At 58.4% G+C, this 20,178-nt stretch carries 16 protein-coding genes; 2 read left to right on the forward strand and 14 right to left on the reverse strand.

Annotation, left to right across the window (positions count from 1 at the left end):
• Nucleotides 1-44 precede the first annotated feature (44 nt).
• Nucleotides 45-998: a DUF481 domain-containing protein gene (locus ACYX4K_RS09570; RefSeq protein WP_475092345.1), complete on the reverse strand. Its 954-nt coding sequence runs from the start codon at nucleotides 996-998 to the stop codon at nucleotides 45-47.
• 218 nt (nucleotides 999-1,216) lie between these two features.
• Between ACYX4K_RS09570 and ACYX4K_RS09575 the strand changes: the two genes are divergently transcribed.
• A complete protein-coding gene (locus tag ACYX4K_RS09575; protein WP_475092344.1) occupies nucleotides 1,217-1,552 on the forward strand; it encodes an MGMT family protein in 336 nt (111 codons plus the stop codon).
• A 70-nt stretch (nucleotides 1,553-1,622) separates the two neighbouring features.
• Here ACYX4K_RS09575 and ACYX4K_RS09580 read toward each other — a convergent pair whose 3' ends face one another.
• The 7 genes from ACYX4K_RS09580 to ACYX4K_RS09610 form a co-directional block, all read right to left on the reverse strand.
• Nucleotides 1,623-2,981 carry an AmpG family muropeptide MFS transporter gene (locus ACYX4K_RS09580; RefSeq protein WP_475092343.1) on the reverse strand — a complete coding sequence of 453 codons (1,359 nt, stop codon included), beginning with the start codon at nucleotides 2,979-2,981 and terminating at the stop codon, nucleotides 1,623-1,625.
• A gap of 68 nt (nucleotides 2,982-3,049) precedes the next feature.
• Nucleotides 3,050-3,574 carry a YbhB/YbcL family Raf kinase inhibitor-like protein gene (locus ACYX4K_RS09585; protein WP_475092342.1) on the reverse strand — a complete coding sequence of 175 codons (525 nt, stop codon included), beginning with the start codon at nucleotides 3,572-3,574 and terminating at the stop codon, nucleotides 3,050-3,052.
• Nucleotides 3,575-3,692: 118 nt separating this feature from the next.
• Entirely contained in the window at nucleotides 3,693-4,697 is a 1,005-nt protein-coding gene (locus ACYX4K_RS09590; RefSeq protein WP_475092341.1) for a threonine ammonia-lyase, read from the reverse strand.
• Nucleotides 4,698-4,724: 27 nt separating this feature from the next.
• Nucleotides 4,725-5,645 (reverse strand): regulatory signaling modulator protein AmpE, encoded by a 921-nt coding sequence (ampE, locus tag ACYX4K_RS09595; protein ID WP_475092340.1) that lies wholly within the window; start codon nucleotides 5,643-5,645, stop codon nucleotides 4,725-4,727.
• A gap of 43 nt (nucleotides 5,646-5,688) precedes the next feature.
• Entirely contained in the window at nucleotides 5,689-6,261 is a 573-nt protein-coding gene (ampD, locus tag ACYX4K_RS09600) for a 1,6-anhydro-N-acetylmuramyl-L-alanine amidase AmpD (protein WP_475092339.1), read from the reverse strand.
• A 126-nt stretch (nucleotides 6,262-6,387) separates the two neighbouring features.
• Entirely contained in the window at nucleotides 6,388-8,931 is a 2,544-nt protein-coding gene (locus ACYX4K_RS09605) for a DUF1631 domain-containing protein (protein WP_476178681.1), read from the reverse strand.
• A gap of 504 nt (nucleotides 8,932-9,435) precedes the next feature.
• Nucleotides 9,436-11,733, reverse strand: a complete 2,298-nt coding sequence (locus ACYX4K_RS09610) for a DUF1631 domain-containing protein (protein WP_476178682.1) — start codon at nucleotides 11,731-11,733, stop codon at nucleotides 9,436-9,438.
• Nucleotides 11,734-12,152: 419 nt separating this feature from the next.
• On the opposite strand from ACYX4K_RS09610, the gene nadC reads away from it, so the two are divergent.
• A complete protein-coding gene (nadC, locus tag ACYX4K_RS09615) occupies nucleotides 12,153-13,031 on the forward strand; it encodes a carboxylating nicotinate-nucleotide diphosphorylase (RefSeq protein WP_475092336.1) in 879 nt (292 codons plus the stop codon).
• A 9-nt stretch (nucleotides 13,032-13,040) separates the two neighbouring features.
• On the opposite strand, the gene ACYX4K_RS09620 is transcribed toward nadC, so the two are convergent.
• From ACYX4K_RS09620 to ACYX4K_RS09645, 6 genes are all read right to left on the reverse strand, one after another.
• Complete coding sequence (locus ACYX4K_RS09620) at nucleotides 13,041-13,382, reverse strand: GtrA family protein (RefSeq protein ID WP_475092335.1); 342 nt, start codon at nucleotides 13,380-13,382, stop codon at nucleotides 13,041-13,043.
• A 91-nt stretch (nucleotides 13,383-13,473) separates the two neighbouring features.
• On the reverse strand, nucleotides 13,474-14,922 hold the full coding sequence (locus tag ACYX4K_RS09625) for a hypothetical protein (RefSeq protein WP_475092334.1): 1,449 nt from the start codon (nucleotides 14,920-14,922) through the stop codon (nucleotides 13,474-13,476).
• Nucleotides 14,923-14,941: 19 nt separating this feature from the next.
• The gene (locus ACYX4K_RS09630; RefSeq protein WP_475092333.1) at nucleotides 14,942-16,375 is read right to left on the reverse strand and encodes an isoprenylcysteine carboxylmethyltransferase family protein; all 1,434 of its coding nucleotides are present in this window, start codon (nucleotides 16,373-16,375) and stop codon (nucleotides 14,942-14,944) included.
• Nucleotides 16,376-16,534: 159 nt separating this feature from the next.
• Nucleotides 16,535-17,383, reverse strand: coding sequence for a sulfite exporter TauE/SafE family protein (locus ACYX4K_RS09635; RefSeq protein ID WP_475092332.1), 849 nt, complete (start codon nucleotides 17,381-17,383; stop codon nucleotides 16,535-16,537).
• Nucleotides 17,383-17,592 (reverse strand): cbb3-type cytochrome oxidase assembly protein CcoS, encoded by a 210-nt coding sequence (ccoS, locus tag ACYX4K_RS09640; RefSeq protein ID WP_475092331.1) that lies wholly within the window; start codon nucleotides 17,590-17,592, stop codon nucleotides 17,383-17,385. Before ccoS ends, ACYX4K_RS09635 begins: the two co-directional genes overlap by 1 nt.
• A gap of 50 nt (nucleotides 17,593-17,642) precedes the next feature.
• Nucleotides 17,643-20,174 carry a heavy metal translocating P-type ATPase gene (locus ACYX4K_RS09645; protein WP_475092330.1) on the reverse strand — a complete coding sequence of 844 codons (2,532 nt, stop codon included), beginning with the start codon at nucleotides 20,172-20,174 and terminating at the stop codon, nucleotides 17,643-17,645.
• Between the last annotated feature and the right edge of the window lie 4 nt (nucleotides 20,175-20,178).

The raw sequence follows: 20,178 nt of genomic DNA on the forward strand, positions 1-20,178 counted from the left end.
GCGCGGGGCTACAGGACGCGGCATTACCAGGACTAGGACTTGGGTTACCAGGAATAGCCCACACCTACCGTCATTTTGGTGTCTTGTTTTTCACTGTCGATGGACGGTGTGTTGTCATACTGCCAGGCGTACTTCACTTCCATCAGGATACCTTTGACCAGAGGCGTGCGCACACCGATTTCGGCGGTACTCTGGTAGTCATCGCTGGACTCAAAAGACTGCAGTAATTCCTGGTTGTAATAGACCTCAGGGCCCATATCGAACTTGTAGCGGTAGTTCCAGGCGGAACGGCCTGCGGCGTAGCGCTTGTCGCCGGTTGCATTGAGGCTAGGGTCAATATATTCATCTTTCAGACTACTGACACCGCCCTGGATGGAGAGCGCGGACTTGTCCGTATCGAAAAACAGGTAACCGAGACCGAGACCGAGGGTTGTGGTCAGGTCAATATTGCGCGCCTCTTCATGTACCAGGGAGCTGTTACCCGCGGCGAACCACTTCTCCGCAAAGATCCAGCGCAGATCGTAGCTCAGGCGGTACTTTTCCAGGTCATCAATTTCCGGGTTGTTCTGGTTCTGGTACTGGGTGCCGATGATGTGGTGGAAATCGCCATTGCGCACGTCGAAGTTGGCATTGATGTCCCAGTCTTCCCGCTCGCGGTTACCTTCTTCAAATACCCCGGAGGCGGCCACGTTACCGTGAAATATAATCGGATTACCGACGAAGTTGACGTAGGGTTCAGCGCGGTCAATGGCCGGAAAGTCCATCACCCAGCCGGAGCCTTCGTCACAATAGAGTTCCCACTGCTCCTGGCGATGACCGGCCAGAGCACACGGTTCATCACGCCCGGCAATCTTGAGATCCTTGTCGGTTTCCAGCGACAGGATCTTCCCTTTTTCGACGGTGATTTCACCAAAAGTCTCTGAGTTCCAGACCACATTGTCTTTTTCCACCAGCACCAGCTCGCCGTAGATCCGGTCGCCATTGGCAAGACTGAGCACGCCGGCATGCGCCTGCAGGGCAGTCGCAAGACAGAGGAGCAGGGTAATGACTCTTTTGCAGGAGAAAAGTGCAGAAATAAACGAAGGATTCGGGGAAAATCGGGGAACAACAGAGAGCACGAAACAACCTTTCGATAGCTTTATATTATTAGCTTCTTAAAACTAATAACCTAATAGTTCGACATAGCGCAGAAGTTCATAAAACTTCAGGATCGGAAATGGTGCAGAAACCTACATCACCTACCAATGATGCCACAACTCGCATCTTCCTTGCACTCGCGCGGGTACCTGCGGGACGAGTGGTCACTTATGGCGGGCTGGCGGAGCTGGCCGGCCTTCCTCGGGCCGCAAGGCTCGTCGGCCACACCCTTAAAAAACTCCCGAAAGACACCACCCTGCCCTGGCACCGCGTGCTCAATGCGCAGGGGAAGATCTCTCTCCCGGAGCCCGGTTTTCAGCGACAGAAGAAGCGCCTGGAGGCAGAGGGAATTACCTTGGTAAGGGGGAAGGTGGACCTGACACATTATCGGTGGCCGAAGAAGGGAGACCTGTAGATGCTTTGACGAAAGAAGTTCGCGCTAGCCGTATCCCACCACCGACTCGCCGACACAGAGCTCTATGCGATTAGCGTGGCGCGGCATCTTCTGCCAGAGCTTCTTCCCGCCGCTTGCGCCACCATAGATAAATGGACAACAGAATGGCCGGCAATCCAATGATCGCGGCATAGGTGAAGAAAAGATTGTACCCCTGTGCATCTACCACGATACCCGAGAAGCCACTGATAAATTTTCCCGGCAAAGTCATCAATGAGCTGAACAGCGCATATTGGGTCGCCGTGTAGGCCTGGTTCGCAAGGCTGGACAAATACGCAATAAAAACCGCATTGGATAATCCGGCACTAACGTTGTCAGCACTGATTACCAGTGCCAGCCATGTTTTGTCCGGACCGATATTGGCCAGATGCGCGAACAAAAGGTTGGTTGCCGCAACCATCACCGCGCCGAGAATCAGCGGGCGCATGATACCAAAACGCACCACCAGCAAGCCGCCGAGAAAAGATCCGAAAATGGTGAAAAAGAAGCCGAATACTTTGGTGATCTGGGCAATGTCACTTTTGCTGAAACCCAGGTCCAGATAGAAAGGGTTTGCCATTACGCCCATGGCAATATCACTTAGCCGATAAACGCCAATAAACAACAGAAGCACCAGGGCGAAGCGGCCATTGCGCTGGAAAAATTCAATAAACGGGCAGGCAACTGCGCGTACAAACCACTCCCAGATCCTGCTGTGCTGACCGCTGCCGAGCATCCGGTCCACCCACGCATGCTGAAAGTCTTCTGCCATGGCTTTGACTTTTTCATGGTCTGGCTCAGAGATCAGCAATGTGGTGATGACACCCACCCCCATCAGAGCGGCCATGGTGGCATAGGCGACAGACCAGTTTGCCAGCTCCGCTACATACAGAGCACCGGCACCCGCCACCAGCAAGGCGATGCGATAACCAAAAACGTAGTTCGCGGCCATCGCCCCCTGCAAATCTCGATCCACAGACTCAATGCGATACGCGTCGATAACCACATCCTGGGATGCGGAGCAAAACGCCACGATAACCGCCAGCACCGCCACTTGAGTCAGGGCGAGCTGAGGATTGACACTTGCCATCCCCAGCAGTCCCAGGGCCACGCCAATCTGCGCGGCAATCATCCAGCTACGACGTTTGCCCATCACACGTGTCAAAACGGGGATCTTCAGATGATCGATGACCGGCGCCCAAAGCACCTTGATGGAAAAAGTAATACCGACCCAGGCAAAGAAGCCGATTGCCGTACGGCTAACGCCATAATCTCGCAGCCAGGCAGTCAGAGTAGAAAACACAAGCAATAGCGGCAGGCCAGCAGAAAAGCCGAGAAAAAACATCGCCAGCACTTTGGGCTTGAGGTAGATCCTAAGTGCTTCACCCCAGGTCATGTTTTGCTTTTGCATGGGCAGGCTCTGTTTCCTTTTATCGGCTTGCCTGATGTTCGGTACTGCAGCCTGTTCTCAAACGGCCGCTAGCGTCCAAATTTTAGTTCGAGTTGCGCCTCTGCCAGTTTATTGGCATTGATCTGGGACGCCACCATCGCCGCGGGGCTGTTTTCATCCAGCGGCAACTGCTCCACTTTGAGCGCGTACACTCGAAACTGGTAACGGTGCTCCCCTTGCCCTTGCGGCGGGCAGGCACCGCCGTAACCGGGGCTACCAAAATCCGTGCGACTTTGAATCGCTTCCGGGATCAGTCCATTTTTGAGATCACCCGAGCCTTCCGGCAGGCTTGTCACCTGCGCAGGAATATTGAATACCACCCAGTGCCACCAGCCACTGCCGGTGGGCGCATCCGGGTCATGCATCACCAGGGCAAAACTGCGGGTTCCTTCCGGGGCCCCGGACCACTTCAGGGGCGGTGAAACATTCTCGCCATTACAGCCGAAGCCGTAATACAGGTGCGCGGCGCGCATCGTGTCGCCCTCGGCGTAATCCGGTGACGTCAGAGCAAATGATTCGGCCTGGCTAGCCACCGGGAGTGCGAGTACAAGCATCGCTACCACCGGGAACATTATTCCCCCCAGTGTAGCAGTACTCACGCAGTGGCCTCGCAAGAGCCCGAACACCAGAAATTTCATACCAACCCTCCTGCACGGCGCTTTCAACGGGCGCTTAATCCCCTTTCGAAAGCAGCGCCGACATTGCGGCCAGATCCATATTGCCTCCGGTCAGGACCACCACCGCGCGTTTACCGCGGAAGCGTGCCGGGTGCTCAAGCACAGCAGCCAGCCCCGTTGCCGCTGAAGGCTCCACCAGCTGTTTGGTGCGCACCCACAACAGGGACAGGGCCTCCAGGATACCGGCCTCGGAAACGGTCACTATGTCATTGACGGTTTCTCGGATAATCGTAAAGTTGCGCTCACCCAACGTGGTACGCAGGCCGTCGGCGATGGTAGTCGGGGTTTGCTCGGTCACACGTACACCGCCGCGGAAGGAGCGGTGGGCATCATCCGCTCCGGCGGGCTCGGCGCCCAACACCTTGACCTGCGGCGCCAGCGCAGAAACGGCCAGTCCCACACCAGCCAACAGACCGCCGCCCCCCACCGGGGCCACCAGCAGATCTGGCTCAAATCCCATTTCCCGACACTGCCCGAGCACCTCCTGCGCGACAGTGCCCTGCCCGGCAATAATGCGCGAGTCATCAAACGGGGGCACGACATGCGCACCCGTATCCTCAACCACCTGTGCCAGGGTCGACTCGCGAGCCGCCAGCGTGGGTACACACTGAACGATATCCGCACCATACGCGGCGACAGCCGATTTTTTCGCTTGCGGCGCGTTTTCCGGCATTACCACCATACAACGGAGCCCCCGCTGTGCCGCAGCCCAGGCCAAAGCGGCCCCGTGATTTCCTGAAGAATGCGTCGCAACAATGGCAGTGCCTGGGGGCAAGGCAAACAATGCATTCGCCGCGCCGCGCGCCTTAAACGCCCCGACCTTCTGCAGGTGCTCACATTTGAAATAGATATCCGCACCCAGCCGTTCACTAAGCGTGGAGGAATATATGAGCGGAGTGCGATGGACAAGCCCGGATAAACGCTCGGCGGCGCTGAAAACATCCGCCGCCACAGGGAAATCCAGAGGAAGAACAGGTGAGCTGGAGTACAATTCAGACACAAATTTTCGCTTTCAGTGGGCCACTAGCTACCAAAACAGCACGTACAGTGCCATCAGTGTAATCCACATCAACAGCGCTCGCGAAAGCAGCGCCTGCATGGCTTCAACTTCAGCGCCACATAAACGCTGCCCCTCGTTGACCGCGACGCCGGCACTGCATTCACTGCTATCGATGCCACCTAGCGCCCCCTCCAAATAGTGCTCGAGGACGTCAGCGGTGGTAGTTTCCTTGCAGGTCAACCGCTCGCGCCAGACGCGGTAGCAGCCAGCAAAATTGCCCACTATCGCCAGCGTGAATCCCAATGCGCGCACCGGCAGCCATTCGACCAGCCACAGCCAACGCGCCGCCAGCGATTTATTTTGCGCCAGGACATCACGATCAGCAGCATCTTGAGGGTCGCCGGAGAATGCCTCCACTGCCATCTGACTCACCCGGTACAGCAGTGCGCCGGGTACGCCTAGCAAAAGGAACCAGAACAGCACCGCAAACAGGCGCTCAAACGCGCGATACACTGCGGCACGAAACACAACCCGATGCAGTGTTTGCGCGTCCGGCGCTCTCTCCGCGGCATCTGTATCGTCGGGCGTCATCAAAGGTGCCGCAGCAGACTTTGCAGCCTCCAGATCCCCCTGGTACCAGGCGCGAAGATAAGTCGCCAGCGTATCGTTAAAATTGCCACGCCCGAAACTGTACAAAAGCGCCGGCACACTGATCAGAATGACTCCGAGCCACCCGAGTATCGACTCCGCCAGCGCCAGCGCAATGGCCACCACCACTACCGGTAGCAGCACCAGAATACCAAAGCCGATACCCGACCTGGCACGCAATGCCGGCTGGCGGAACACATACGCCTGCCAATGCCCAAACCACGCATCGCGATGCAAGGGTCCGCCGGACCCCCAAACCTGAACAAGCCCCAATGCCAACAGCACAATCAGAAGTGCCATAGCTCCCCCGCTATCAAATTTGGTTCGCTGTCTACCGATAGAGCTAGCTGTCAACCGCTCCGGTGAGTCGATCCAATTTATTAAAATAAAGGTCCCAGTCAAATCCCGGACCTGGGTCCAGCTTGCGCCCCGGCGCAATGTCCGAGTGCCCGGTAATCCGTGACCGGTCAATGGCCGGATAGGCCTCCAGAATTGCTACCGAAACTTCCGCCAGCGCCTCGTATTGCGCCGGGGTGTAGGTATCGGTTTCCAGACCTTCCAGCTCGATCCCTATTGAGAAATCATTGCAGTTCTCACGCCCACAAAAAGTCGATTGCCCTGCGTGCCAGGCGCGGGCATCAAAAGGCACATACTGGGTGACCCGGCCGTTGCGGTCGATCACCAGGTGCGCGGAAACCCGCAGCGTGGCTATTTCGGAAAAATAGGGGTGGGCGTCGATATCCAGATGGCCGAGGAAGAACTCGTCGATGTAGGCGCCACCGTACTGGCCCGGTGGCAGGCTAATACTGTGGATAACCAACAGATCCACTTCAGTATCGTCCGGGCGGGCATTGCAATGCGGACTTGCCACGCGACGAACGCCGGACAGCCACCCTGACTGGACCTGATATTTCAAAACGTAACTCCACTGGAACTGAGCAGGGAGCTATTTTATGGAAGCGAAGAAGTATCTGCCAATAGCGGCCCACATTTATGGCCAATCATATACCAATCCTGTGGGTCGCAGGCAGTAGAGGGGCGGTTACACACGAATGGCGATCTTGCTCTCGCCACAGTTGCCCACCACATACTGCAGCGCCCGCTCAAACAGGGGCCCCTGCTCAAGCGGCAGCAACTCTTCATCGCGCAACGCATGGGCCAGCTCCAGGCGAGAGTAAACACCCACTTTGGCGCCCTGGCGATTGACGAACATAAACTGATCAAGCTCGCGAATTATGGCCGCCAGTCGGCAGCGCACAGGCAGTTTTTCCGGGTGGCGCAGCAAAAACCAGCTGTCCTTGAGGTGATAGGTCTGCTGCCAGTGACTATCGTCGCTGGGCAACGGTGTGAGGTTGGCAGATTCTGTGACCCCGGCCTCGGTCACAACTTGCTGAATTTCTTCCACATCCGGCAGTGCTTTCTGGTCTGCAGGTAATTCCCGCGCCTCGTCCAGCACCTCGGGCTGTGACCCGGCACCACCCATATCAAGTAGCCCACTGTCACATTCGCCGGCAGCTTCCTCTGCGACGGGAATAGCCAGCACACTGTCCGCCTCCCGGCGCAGCTCCTGCACCAGACGCTCGCGAGTACGACGCTCGCGCTCAGACTCCACCCGCTCGCCCAATGTCTGGCGCTCACGATACAACACGTCAAGCCCGCCCATTAGCCGCTGGCGGTCACCAGTGCTCATGGAAAGAGACTGCGCACCGTCCTCAAGGCGCTTTTTCAGACCAGGAAGAAGACGCTGCATTTTTACGCTGCTCTCCGGCATCGGAGCAACCACACTCCAGATCAGGTCGCGCGCGGTAAGTACATGCTGACGCCAGACACCACTGTCTGTCCCCTCTTTCAGGCACGCGCGAAACAGCACACTACTCCACACACGGTTCAACCATTCGTGAACGATTTTCGGCAGTTTGCGTTCGGCGGTTAGCGTATCGTAGACAGCGGCAACCCGCGCTTTGGCAGCCTCGACCCGCGCAGTGCCCTGCGCTTCATCAATGGTGCGGCGCTCCATCACCTGAGCGCGCTTGCGCTCTCGTTGCGAAAATTCGCGAAACGACTCCAGCAGGCGCAGGAAAACCCGGTCGTCCTGGTCGTACTCCGCCAGGACCTCCTCAACAATCGTGCAGACCTCGCGATACAGCGGGTCGTTCAGATAATTCTCACCGGGTTGCCAGCCGATTGCCGCATCGGCAAGCTCGTTTAACAGGCGGCGAGCCGGGTGCCCCCCCTTGCTGAAAAACGCTTTGTCATTCACCGCCAGCTTCAACATTGGCAGCTGCAGGCGAATCAGCTGAACCTTAATGGGCTCAGCCAGATTGCGATCCTCCAGCATGAACGAGAACAGCATATCCACCAATCGGATGACTTCGCTGTCCAACTCGTGGAGAGAAGCACTCTGCTTGGACTCAACCAGGCGCTGCTGCAACAGGTCCGTAACATTTACCAGCTGGCCCGTGGCACCGGCTTGCGCAGGCAATGCCATCTGGAATTGACCTAGGTGCTGCAACAATGTCGGCGTTGCCATGGCCGGCGCGCCGGCACCTGCGGGAACGAGTCCCGGCGCACCGGAGTATGTGCCTCCGGAAATCGTACCGCCGTCAACGCCGGCCGGTGTTCCCGCCGCAGAATAAGAAGCACCGGTAGCGCCGCCGGCCACCATCCCGGAGCCCGGCTGGCCAACCTCGGGATACCCGGGGGGCATACCTGGCTGTGCGCCAGGCAATCCACTGTGCGCGCCCGGTGAAGACGGAGTCGCAGCAGCGGGGTCTGAGGAGACTACGGCTTCCTGCCGCGGCACGTTCTCGGTCGGCGCGCCCGCGCGATTGCGGTGGCGCAGGGGATCTTCAATTGCCGGCAATACGCCCTGCTCGATCAGCAACTGATTGCAGGCTTCGTATAGCTCGCCCAGCCGATTTACCAGTTGCAGCTCAAATTTCTTCAGCACGGTCATACGCGCGCGCAACGATACTTCAACTTCGTCCAGCGAATCCGCAAACGCGGTACAGATCGCGGCCGGACCGAGTGGCAGGTTTTCATCGTAAATTTTGCTGGGCAGCAAGGTATCGAGGCGCAGGGAAAGTGCGGCGATGGCCTCGGCGTGATCGCGACGAATATTCGACACCATGGAACGAATAGCCACCTGCTGCTCCAGATCATCGTTATTGACCAGAGAAAGACTTTTCAGCGAGGTGCTCAGATCCGCGCCGGCGTCTTCGCCCGGCGAATCATTGCGAGGATTGTGAAAGCGATCCTCAACTCCATCGCAAAACCCATCAATCAGATTGCTGTGTTCGACGCGAATCGCCCGAATCGCCTGAAAGAGCTGATCCTGCTCGTCCTGCTGATGGGCTTTTTCCGCCATCATGAACAGGGAATCGTCGACCTGCGCAAATACCTCTTCCGCGCGAGACTGGATCCACTGGATTGTTTTCTGATTTACGAGACTCACGTTTTTGGACAACTGTCTGGCATGGGTGGCCGCCGATGCGCTAGACTGGGTAACATTGGTAGCCCCGTCTTTTGCACCACCGGTGATTACAAATAGCTCGTTTTTATTTCTTTCCATTTCGTCCTTGCTCACCCCAGCACGCCCTCCTGGCATCGGTTGCGCCCGCTTCCATCATGAAAAGCTGTTGCGGGAAACCCCGCTATAAAACAACCTCGTAATTGTCACGCAACAGAAATTGCAACTGGCTACCACCGCGGGATTTTGACACCGAATTACCATTCAATGCTGAACCGCGGCAGGCTAATACGTATAGATTTAGAATTTTTGACTTCAACGGGAGCTATTTCCCGAAGAATTGAAACTGAGATCACAATATCCAGCAATCCTAATCGACACGCAAGTGCCAAAAAGGGCCATTTTTCGTGAATTTCTTTGAAAATTGTGCCGAAATCGCGACACGACAGGATAGGCAGGAGAAATCTGGGAGCGACAAATAAGCCGGGACAGATTGTTACACTTTGATGACGCCTAATAATCCACGGCTCCGACTACCGACCATCAGCAACACCGACCTGCCCCGCAGAGGGTTTCCGTCAGTACCGAATGCTCCCTGCGGTACAGTAAACACGACTGAAATCAGCGCATTTCACCCCGGGACTGGCGCACGGTGCCTATCACTGATTGCAGGGCTCGCTCGAACAGCATGCCGTCGTCCATCGACATCAACTCACCTTTGCGCAGAGCAATAGCCAGCTCGGCCCGGGTAAACTCCGCCACTTTGGCACCGTTGCGGTTAACAAAGATAAACTGGTCGATATCCTTGATCACCGCAGCCAGACGGCATCGGAACTGTTCTTCTTCACCGCGCTTCAGTTCAAACCAGCTGCCCTGCGCGAGACGGAAGGTCTGCTGCCAGTGGGAATCAGACTCACTGATTTCATCGCTGGCCTGAGCTTCTGTCTGCAATACCACTTCGGCCACGGCCTGTTCAAGCTCTTCCATTTGCGGCAGCTCGACTACGGGCTCAGACTTGATATTGCTCTCTGCTACCGCCTCCACAACTTCGGCGGTTGCCGGTACCTGCTGCGCCTCCCCAGCAGCTTCCGCCGCCATGGCGCGAGCCTCCTGCTCCACTTGGCGGCTGCGCTCTTCCAGAAGGCGCTGCGCCAATGCAAAGCGCTCGCGATAAATATCTTTTAGGCCCGCAAACATCCTGCGAGCATCAAACGTGTTCAGGGAAACGGCTTCGACACCGGCTTTCAGGCGCCCCTGCAGCGCGGGCAAGAGACCCAGCAATTGTTTACGGCTTTCCGGCATGGGGGCGTGCACACTCCACACCAGATCACGCGCGGTGCGCACGTCGCGGCTCCAGCTTTCGCTTTCGGTACCCTCTTTGATGCAGGTCAGGAACAACATGTTGGCCCAGACTTTTTCCAACCATTCGGAAACCACCGGAGGCAGGTCACGCTCCGCCATAAGCGCGTCCATCACTGCAGCCACCCGCGCGCGGGCTGCCTGGGTCTTGGCCTTGCCGTCAGCCTCGTCAACAATGCGCTGCTCCAGGCGCTCGGCACGCTTGCGCTCGCGCTGGATAAAATCACGGAATGACTCCAGCAGCGTGGAGAAAATATTGATGTCCTGGTCAAACTCCGCCAGCACGCGGGCAACCACTTCGCTGATTTTCTTAAACAGCGGATCTTTTTCGTAATTGTCCTTTGCCTGCCAGCCGGTGCAGGCGTCTGCCAGCTCGTTCAGCAGTTTGCGCGCCGGGTGACCGCCTTTACTGAAGAAGGACTTGTCGGCAATGGCGACTTTCAGCAATGGCAGTTGCAGACGCCCCAACTGAGACTTTATCGGCTCTGCCAGGTTGCGGTCTTCCAGAATGAAGGAGAACAGCATTTCCACCAGTTTAATGATGTCGCTGTCCATCTTCGCAAGCGCTGCGGATTGACGCACTTCTACCAGGCGCTCCTGCAGCATGCTGTTCACGTTCAGCAGCTGGACCTCGCCCTCACCATAGCTCTGGGGCAGATGCGTTTGCAGCGCCCCGAGGTGGGAAAGCAGGTCTTGCGGAGGCATAGGTGCTGCACCGCTGCCAAGCGGCATCAGGCCGTGTCCGGCATAGCCCGGCTGCCCACCGTTGTACGCTCCCTGAAGCGCACCGGCGCCTGCAGGTTGCTGAGGGCGCGGGGACGGACGCTGTTGACGCGCGGCCCGGCGCTGCTGTTTCAGGGACGGCAGAACACCCTGCTCAATAAACAGCTCATTGCACTGATCGTAGATCTTGCCCAGATTGAGCATGACCAGCTGCTCGAACTTCTTCAGCAGAGTCAGACGGGCGCGAATATGCAGGTCGAGGGCACGGGAGGCCTCGACAAATGCATCGCAAATAGCATCGGGGCCCAGGGGATTGTTCTTGTCGTAAATCTTGACGGAAAGCAGCGTGTTGAGGCGCAGGGAAATTTCGGTAAGCGGCTCGGCAAAATCCCGCTTGGCGTTGGCGACCATGGTATCCACAGCAACAAGCTGCTCGAGATCGTCGTTGTGCACCAGGGACAGGTTGTCGGCCGAATAGGGATCCTCTTCGTCGGCGCTGATTTCACGGACCTGAAAGCCCTGCACCAGCTTGTCGCCGAACAGCTCGACCACCCGGCGGCGCTCTACGCGCAGCAACCGTAGCGCCTGAAAAAGCCCATCCTGCTCTTCCTGCCCGTGGGCTTTCTCCGCCATGGCAAACAGGGAGTCGTCCACCTTGGCGAACACCTGCTTGGCATGATCAATCAGCAGTGTCTGGGCCTTGTCGCGGACGGCCGCAACCGGAGGCGGGAGGGAAACTGTACCACTGCGACGGCTCTGCCCCTGTTCTCCCTGGGCACCTCGCATGGAAACCACATTGGTCGCGACGTTAGTAGCTGCACTATCGGTTTCTTTCATTGCCATCTAGCCTCGGCCGGCCAGTGCCTTCATCTATGAAGCGGCCGGGTGGTGATGCGACACAGCTGCCCTGGGAAGCACACTGTGCATGGTTTATTGAGTTTCCGGTCCCTTGCCTGCTTACCTCTACGCTCAAATTCCCCACGCCGGTACTGGCCAGATGAAATTGAACACAAAAGAACGGAGCGACCTATCTTGGTCGACCGTTGATTCTAAGTACAGGCACCCCCAAAGCACAACCTTCGGGTAACTGGCACTATCGTTTTTGCGACCCTATTCACAGGCATCGGCGGCACCAGGTGACCGATTCGCAACCGCAGACTGCTCCCAGGCCTGACAGATTTGTTAATATTGCGCCCACCAAGCACCCACCGCCTTCGCAACTCGCCTGGTGGGCACCGCACTATCGAGGTCCAAATATGACACCTGCCACCACCAAGATTCCCAATCTCGTGCCGGACATCCAGCGCGCGGTGAGAGACGCACTGGCAGAAGATGTGGGCGATGGCGATATAACCGCGCAATTGATTCCGGCGGATCGCGCCGCCCGCGCCCGGGTAATAACCCGGGAAGACTGTGTTTTCTGTGGCCGCGCGTGGGTGGATGAGGTGTTTCACCAACTGGATCCCGACCTCCAGATTATCTGGCACGTCGAGGATGGCGAGAAGGTAATAGCCGACAGTGTCCTGTTTGAACTCGACGGCAATGCGCGCAGCATACTCACTGGTGAACGCTGTGCCCTCAATTTCGTACAGACGCTTTCCGGCACAGCCACCACCGCCGCCAGCTATGCAGCACTGGCAACCGGTACCGAAATCAAGATCCTCGATACCCGCAAAACAATCCCCGGCCTGCGCACAGCCCAGAAATACGCCGTGTTGTGCGGCGGCTGCGAGAACCACCGCATTGGCCTGTACGATGCATTCCTGATCAAGGAAAACCATATCGCTGCCGCGGGTGGCATTCACAATGCTGTGGCGCAGGCGCACCAGATCAAACCCGGCGCACTGGTCGAGGTGGAGGTAGAGAGTATCGACGAATTACAGCAGGCACTGGACGCCGGTGCGGATGTGATCATGCTGGACGAATTCACCGATGCCATGACCGCGGAAGCGCTGAACCTTGCCAGGGGCCGCGCCAAAATCGAAATTTCCGGCAGCGTGAACGAAGCGCGTCTGCAACAGCTCGCCGGTCTCGAAGTGGATTACATCTCGTCCGGCAGTCTCACCAAGCACCTGCGCGCTATCGACCTCTCCCTGCGCCTGATCGATCACCCGGCAACCGGAGACCGTGCCTGAAAATGCGGCTCAGGCAGGGGCGCGGTAAATCCAGTGTTGGTGCAGTAAGTAATTGCTGACCAGTGTCACCAGTGTCGCACCTACTTGAGCCAACAAATAAGGAAGAAAAGCCAGAATCAATGCAAAGCTCAGGGTATTCACACCCATGCCAATGGCGACAACCACGACAAACCGGGGCAATGCCTGCCGGTGCCCTGCCCGACCTTCAAAGGTCAAATAGAAATTCAGCAGGTAACTGACCGCCGCCGCAATCCCATAGGCTACCGCCGAGGCGGTTACAGCAAAGACGCCGATAAGCTCAACCAGCGCCATCAGTAGCAGGTACTGGACCCCGGTTGCGACGCCTCCCACCAGAACAAAGCTCCCGAGCCGGCGGCACAGGCCCAGGATAGGCCGCAACCAGTACCCCCCCCCGGCAGGTGGCCGACCACTCGCGACAGACTCAGGCCGTGACATGTTCTTTCGGGTTTGGTACGGGTGCAGCGGGAGGCCGGGAAGCCGGCAGCGCCCCCACTTCCCCAGGCACACCTGTCGATGATATTTGCGCAACTTCATCGCCGTCTTCGCTCGCAAGCGTATCTCCAGAAGCGCGCCGGCGACGCATCGCACCGATCAGCACCAATGCCTGCACAATTAACAGCCCCTCTGCGGGCTTGCGGTACCGCCCCTCATTCACCGAAATGGGAAGCAGCCCCTGCACCAGTACCCAGGTAAACAGGAGCACCGCCAATAGCCGCGTGTTGCCGAGGCGACGCCAGAGAATCACCGTTCCCAACAGCACAAGAAGCGTGACCGGAGCCCAGCCCCAACGCCCGTGGTGGTTGAGCGCCTCCAGCCAGCGCGCGCGATTGTTGTCGGGCCAGGATGAACCGAAAAACAGATACACCATATTTTCACCGGCCAGGGTCAGGTATCGCTCGGCGGTCATCGGATAACGTGCCATCGCCGCACGCCAGTCCTCGCCACCCCTGGTGATATCAATGTGCGCATAGACCTTCCCTTCCCGGCTCGAGGTCCAGTCACTCAGCGGCGCCAATGGCTTTGCCCCCATGGCCGGCGAGGCAAACCAGTAGGTCCAGCGCGCGCCATCGCGGTCGTAACTGATGTGGATGTCCCGCTTGCCAGACTGGGTATACAGCGCATTCAGGTTACCGACACCATGGGGCGCAATTAAATGCATGGCGGTGTAACTGCGGTACGCCAGAGGCCCCATCACCAGGCCCAGAAGCAGCAGACTGTACGCCGCCTTGGCAACTTTTTGCGGCTGAACCAGCCATAGCCAGGTAGTAGCGACCGCGGCAAATGGAATAGCGATACCGCGGGTCAGACCGGCCGCGGTCCACAACCCAACCATTAAAAGAAAACTCGCCAGAGTCTGCTTGCGTCGACAGCGCCAGCTGGCGTACAACGCGGCACCCAACAACGGCAACAGCAGTGTTTCCTGCATGAAATAGCCGTAAATGCCGATCCAGGAAGGCAGCAATGAAATGGCAGCCCAGACTGCAGTGGCCTGCACACGCGTTGGCAACAGCTCGCGGGCAAAGCGATACCAGATCCAGGGGGTCAAGCAAGCGAGCAACGCCGTATAAAACGCGATCAACAGCGGCTCTTTCAGTGTGAGCTTGGCCAGGACACCAATGTACAGCTGGTACATCACTGGATCGGTGAGGGTCATCGGATCGGTGCGCAGGGTTTCGGTGCCCTGCTCCCAGTGTCGCTGCGGGTCGCTCCAGATGTGATCGACAGGGTTATAAGTAAATACGTGTTCGATACGCAGCCAGATACCCAGCGCGATCAACAGATACAGACCCGCATAAATCCACCAGCGCCGGTCAACACGCAGCAGGCGTGGGGGCAACTGTGTGATCACACCACTCAGGTTCCAGTTCATCGGTGTCCTCAGGTGTCGGTCAGGCGGGTTTCGCCGGTGCAGACTGGCCGGCGGAACCGCTCACCAGAGGCTCAACCGACGGGGCGTCTTTGCCGCGATAGAACAGGCGGCCATGGCCAAAACGCAGCACCGGGAAGCGGCGTCCGAGGAACGCAAAGATACCTCTCTCGCCAATGTACTCAGCGTAGGCCACATAGGTCGGATCCCAGGACAGGTGTCGCTCCTCGGTGCGCGCGCGCATGAAATAAATGAAGTTGACCATCAGCAGCAGCAGGGACTGCCGAAGAGCCTCAGGGCCAGTGGCACTGACCATAAAGGGCATGGAGATCATCCACCAGGACAGATTCTTGCTGATGTACGCGGGGTGTTTGGTAAACCGGTAGGGTCCGTTGGTCAAAATACCGCGATGAGTCAGGTTGGAAAAGCGGATGCCGAACGGAATACTGGCCCACACATAAATCGCGATCAGCAGCAGGATGATCGATCCCCACAGGGTGTAAGCCCAGGGGGTATCCCAGAACCAGTAGCCCCACGCAGGCGCGTCGTCGTATTTGAGATAGGTACCGGAGAACAGACTCCAGAATGGCTGGTAGCCAATCAGTGCCACCCCCCAACCGAGGAAGCTGGGCTCCGCGGTACGGATATGGGAGTCAAACAGTCGCAGGGTGCACACATAACCCACTGTGACGAACAGCAGGTCGATGTAGAACAGGAAGTTGAAAGTGAAATCAAAAACCGACTTGAAACTGACCAGCAGGCGTGAGAAATCAAAGTTCAACAGATTGGTCAGATTATTGCCGAGATAGACGAACATCAACGGCAGGAAAAACAATTTCACCAACCATCCCAGATACAGCTGGCCAATCGCTTTGCCTGACACGCCTTTACGGTTGCCCATTACAAAGCTGCCCAGCTGCCAGTAGCTGTCTTTCGGGGACTGCATGGCCCCGTCTACCAGATAAAAATACGGAATCGCCAGCAACATCCACCAGGGAAGCGCAGCCTTCACCACGGTGAAATAATTGTCGTAAAAGGAACCGTGGTACTCGGGAAACAGCCAGTACACAAACGCCACGGAACCGACACTGAGATAGAAGCCGAGCAGCTTCAGCGCGGTGCGTCCAAGACTGTAATTGGCACGACGAAAATCGAGCCCCGCAGACGGGTTGCGCCAGGGTTTGAGAATCAGCCACTCCAGTAAAATGATCGGCAACGCCAGCGCTGCCGCCACGACCACCAGGGATTGCGTCTTGATATGGAGGTCCTGGCCGTAGGCCCTCAGCCAGATCACCGCAGCCAGGGACATCCCCAAGGCTAACAGATTGATCCAGATACTGGTCGGCGCTTCGGGACAGGAAGGGACGGTATCGGGCAAAGTGGACTGGCGTTGTTGACGCCCGGAATCGGTACTGGCCGATTTACCTGCGGCCTTTTTGTTTTTTATTTTTTTCATATTCGGTCCAACGGGAACTACCAGCAACATGCTGACGGCATCAATTCTGGTCACAACGGCCAACCAGGGCGGCCAGACCACAGGTCATAATTGCGCCAGTTTACCCCTAACCCCGAGCCATCGCCAGAATCCCGCTGCGGCCGAACCTGATGGGGAGAATCAGTCAGCAGTTCGGTCGCCTGACTCCTCGTCCATAGGGTGATGGTGATGATGCTCGTGCACCGGGGGCGCCAAAGGTTCGCCCTGTTCCGGCGTGGTGTGATGCGGGTGCTCGTGAGACTTGCGGGGGGACTGCTGGAGTGCACCCTGATGGCCCCCATGGCCGCCGTGACCACCGTGGTCGCCATGACCCAGACCACCCCACAGGGTCCAGAGACCAAACAAAAATACCAGGGAGGCCATGGAAAGACGCACTCCCGGTCTCTGCACGAGGCGGCGCAATCCTGTCGCGGCGACGCCCGTCGCCAGCACGGCCGGTGCAGTACCCAGACCAAAGGCAAGCATGGTCAGCGCTGCCTGCATTGCACTTCCCTGAGCCAGCGCGTAGGTAAGTGCGCTGTACACCAGCCCACAGGGCAACCACCCCCACAGTGCACCCAGCGCTACCGCCTGGGGAGTGGTGTGGACAGGCAACAGGCGACGCGAAAGCGGCTGTACACCGCGCCACAGCACGGCACCGCCCCGCTCAAGCCACACCAGGCCCCGCCACCAGTTCGCCAGGTACAGCGCCATCGCAATCAACATCAGCCCGGCAATAATCCGCAATGGGGCCAGACCAGCGGCAAGATCCACTGTCAGATAGGCGCCCACGGCACCAACGATCAACCCCATTGCCGCATAGCTGGCAATTCGCCCGGCGGAATAGCCGAGTAATTTCGGCCACTGTGGCTTCTCGCCCGGGACCGCAAGCCCCAGCGCAGCGGAGATACCGCCGCACATGCCAATACAGTGGCTACCACCCAAAAAACCGATTGCGAGCGCCGCGGCCAAAACACTCCACTCAGGCATCAGTCTGCTTTCCGGTCTTCATTGTCCGCGCGCGCGCGATCGGATTCAGGCGACCCCTGGCGCTGCGCCACGTCATCGTCAAACAGAATACGGCGCCCTTCGGTTTCCAGGTCGTCATACTGGCCGCTATTTACCGCCCAGAAGAACAGCTTCACCGCACCGGCGACAAACAGGATCACAATGGGGACCAATAAGAAGATACTGTCCACTTACACCTCAGGCTGGACGAAAAATAGAGAAAGCAGGAGCGCCGGCGGCTCTAGCGCACCGGCTGCCAACGGGATAAACGCAAAGCGTTAACCACAACAATCAGGGAGCTCAGGGACATGCCAATGGCCGCGGCCCAGGGCGGAACCAGCCCCAGAAATGCCAGAGGCAAAGCCAGCGCGTTGTACAGGATTGCCCAGCCCAGATTCTGGCGAATAATTGTGCGGCAATTGCCCGCCAATGCAAAGGCCCGCGGCAGCGCGCGCAGGTCTCCCTTCAGCAGGATCGCGTCTGCACGGGACTGGGCGAGATCCGCCGCGGACATCATCGCCACCGAAACGTCGGCTCCGGACAATACCGGTACGTCGTTGATGCCATCGCCAATCATTAGCACCCGCTCGCCCTCGGCCTGCAGCGCCTTCAACCGACTGAGTTTGTCCTCCGGCGAAGCCCCGGCCCGGTAGTCGTCAATTCCTGTCCGCCCCGCGATCCGCGGAACTTCGGCAGACTGGTCGCCGCTGAGCAATTCGGCGGTCACGCCCGTGGCGGCCAGCAGTGACACCGCATCCGGCGCGCTGGGGCGCAATTCATCTCCCAGTCCCAGCCAGGCAACAGGACCTTGCCGGTCTCCCAGCATCAGCCACTGCCCCTGTGCGGAAGGCACTTGTGAACCTGTGGCGAGCGCAGATACTTCCGACCCTGCAAGCTCCAGTACAAACTCGGGTAAACCGAGGCGATACGTCACCGCATCGCATACACCTTCTACACCGCAACCGGTGACAGAGCGCAGCTTGCTGGCAGCACGGTTTCCAAACCAGGGCCTAAATGCCCGCGCCAGCGGGTGGTTGTTCTGGGATTCCAATGCCGCGGCAATATCTCGAGCCGCGTCTTCACTCATACCGTCGCGCAACGGCTTTACGGCTCGGAGCTGAGGTGCCCCCTCCGTCAATGTACCAGTCTTGTCGAAAATCACCCGGGTGACGCGTGGAAGCGATTCGAGCACGTGCCCGCGCGCCACCAGTAACCCGAGCTGCTGCAGACGCAACGTCGCGGCAGCCAGCGCCGCGGGCGTAGCCAGGGACAGCGCACAGGGACAGGTGACCACAAGTACCGACAGCGCAACCCAGAAGGCCCGGTCGGGTTCCTGATACCACCAGAATACAAAAGCTGCCGCAGAAATAATCAGGACTGCGGCAATAAACCGCCCGGCAATCCGGTCCGCCAGCGCGGCCTGGGCCGGTTTATCCAGCTGTGCCTGCTCCACCAGCTTTTCGATCGCGGACAAACGCGTGCCGCTTCCGGCGGCGGTAATCCGCACGGTCAGAGAGGAGTCGCCATTGACGCTGCCGGCGAATACCGCGCTCCCCACCCGCTTCTGTTGAAGGGCAGACTCCCCGGTTAACACGGATTCGTCCACGCCACTGGCGCCATCGGTGACCTCCCCGTCTACCGGTATCGTATCCCCGGGCCGCAACAGGATCCGCTCGCCCTCCGCCAGGGCGGCAACAGGCACCGATTCCACCTGGCCGTCACTTCCCAGGCGCAGCGCCGCCAGTGGCAGCAATTGGGCGAGGCCGCCACTGGCCAGGCCCGCCTTGTGCCGCGCCCGCATTTCCACAAAGCGCCCCAGCAACAGGAAAAAGGTGAACATGGAGACCGATTCAAAATACACCTCACCGGTATCGAACACCGTGGCGTACACACTGGCACCATAGGCCAGGCCAATAGCCAGTGACACCGGCACATCCATCACCAGGTGCCCGCTGCGCAATGCACGCCAGGCGGCGCCAAAAAACGGCTGAGCGGCATAACAGACCACCGGGGTAGCGACGATCAGCGACACCCAACGGAAGAACTGTTCAAACTGAACATCGATACCCTTGCTGCCACCAAAGTACAGCGCGATAGCGAACATCATTACCTGCATGGTGCCGAGTCCGGCAACGCCGAGCCGACGAATCGCTGCACGGCGCTCCTGCTGCAACATCTGTTCACTATTGGCAGCGGTGGCGGGAGACGGGCGATAACCGATGGACGCAAGTGCCGAGAAGAGCACACTGACTACAACCCTGCTCGGGTCAAAAACGATTTGCGCGCGGTGCGTACTGGCGTTGACCGACACTCTGGCCACGCCGGGCAAAGACATCAGCTGCTTCTCAATCAGCCATACACAGGCGGCACAGGTAATACCACCCACCAGCAAACTGGCCACCTGTAGAGATTCGGTGTCACTGATGCCGGGCAGCGCGCCGGTGAAATCGCGCACAAACTCACCCTGCACCTGCGGCAAATCATAGGCCTGCCAACGCTGCTGCTCCGGGGCGCTATCCGGGCGCTCACTGCTTTGCTCTCGATAACGATAAAAATTATCCAGACCTCCAGCGACAATGGCGCCCGCCACCGCCTCGCAACCGGGGCAGCACATGGGGCGAGCGATGCCATCGATGGTTACTGCATACTGGCTACCTTCAGCCACAGGCAGGCCACAGTGAAAGCAATCGCTCTCACTGGCCGGTGTTTGCGGGGAAGAGGTCGAAGCGGTCGTCGAAGACGGATCGGCGTGGGTTACGAGCGATTCATTCATTGAG

The organism is Microbulbifer sp. ABF4_107 (assembly GCF_056312215.1).

Excerpts from the sequence above, each read along its gene's own strand:
- ACYX4K_RS09575 (WP_475092344.1), top strand. The coding sequence starts at position 1,217 with ATGGTGCAGAAACCTACATCACCTACCAATGATGCCACAACTCGCATC.
- ACYX4K_RS09580 (WP_475092343.1), bottom strand. The coding sequence starts at position 2,981 with ATGCAAAAGCAAAACATGACCTGGGGTGAAGCACTTAGGATCTACCTC.
- ACYX4K_RS09585 (WP_475092342.1), bottom strand. The coding sequence starts at position 3,574 with ATGCTTGTACTCGCACTCCCGGTGGCTAGCCAGGCCGAATCATTTGCT.
- ampE (WP_475092340.1), bottom strand. The coding sequence starts at position 5,645 with ATGGCACTTCTGATTGTGCTGTTGGCATTGGGGCTTGTTCAGGTTTGG.
- ACYX4K_RS09610 (WP_476178682.1), bottom strand. The coding sequence starts at position 11,733 with ATGAAAGAAACCGATAGTGCAGCTACTAACGTCGCGACCAATGTGGTT.
- nadC (WP_475092336.1), top strand. The coding sequence starts at position 12,153 with ATGACACCTGCCACCACCAAGATTCCCAATCTCGTGCCGGACATCCAG.
- ACYX4K_RS09625 (WP_475092334.1), bottom strand. The coding sequence starts at position 14,922 with ATGAACTGGAACCTGAGTGGTGTGATCACACAGTTGCCCCCACGCCTG.
- ACYX4K_RS09630 (WP_475092333.1), bottom strand. The coding sequence starts at position 16,375 with ATGAAAAAAATAAAAAACAAAAAGGCCGCAGGTAAATCGGCCAGTACC.
- ACYX4K_RS09635 (WP_475092332.1), bottom strand. The coding sequence starts at position 17,383 with ATGCCTGAGTGGAGTGTTTTGGCCGCGGCGCTCGCAATCGGTTTTTTG.
- ACYX4K_RS09645 (WP_475092330.1), bottom strand. The coding sequence starts at position 20,174 with ATGAATGAATCGCTCGTAACCCACGCCGATCCGTCTTCGACGACCGCT.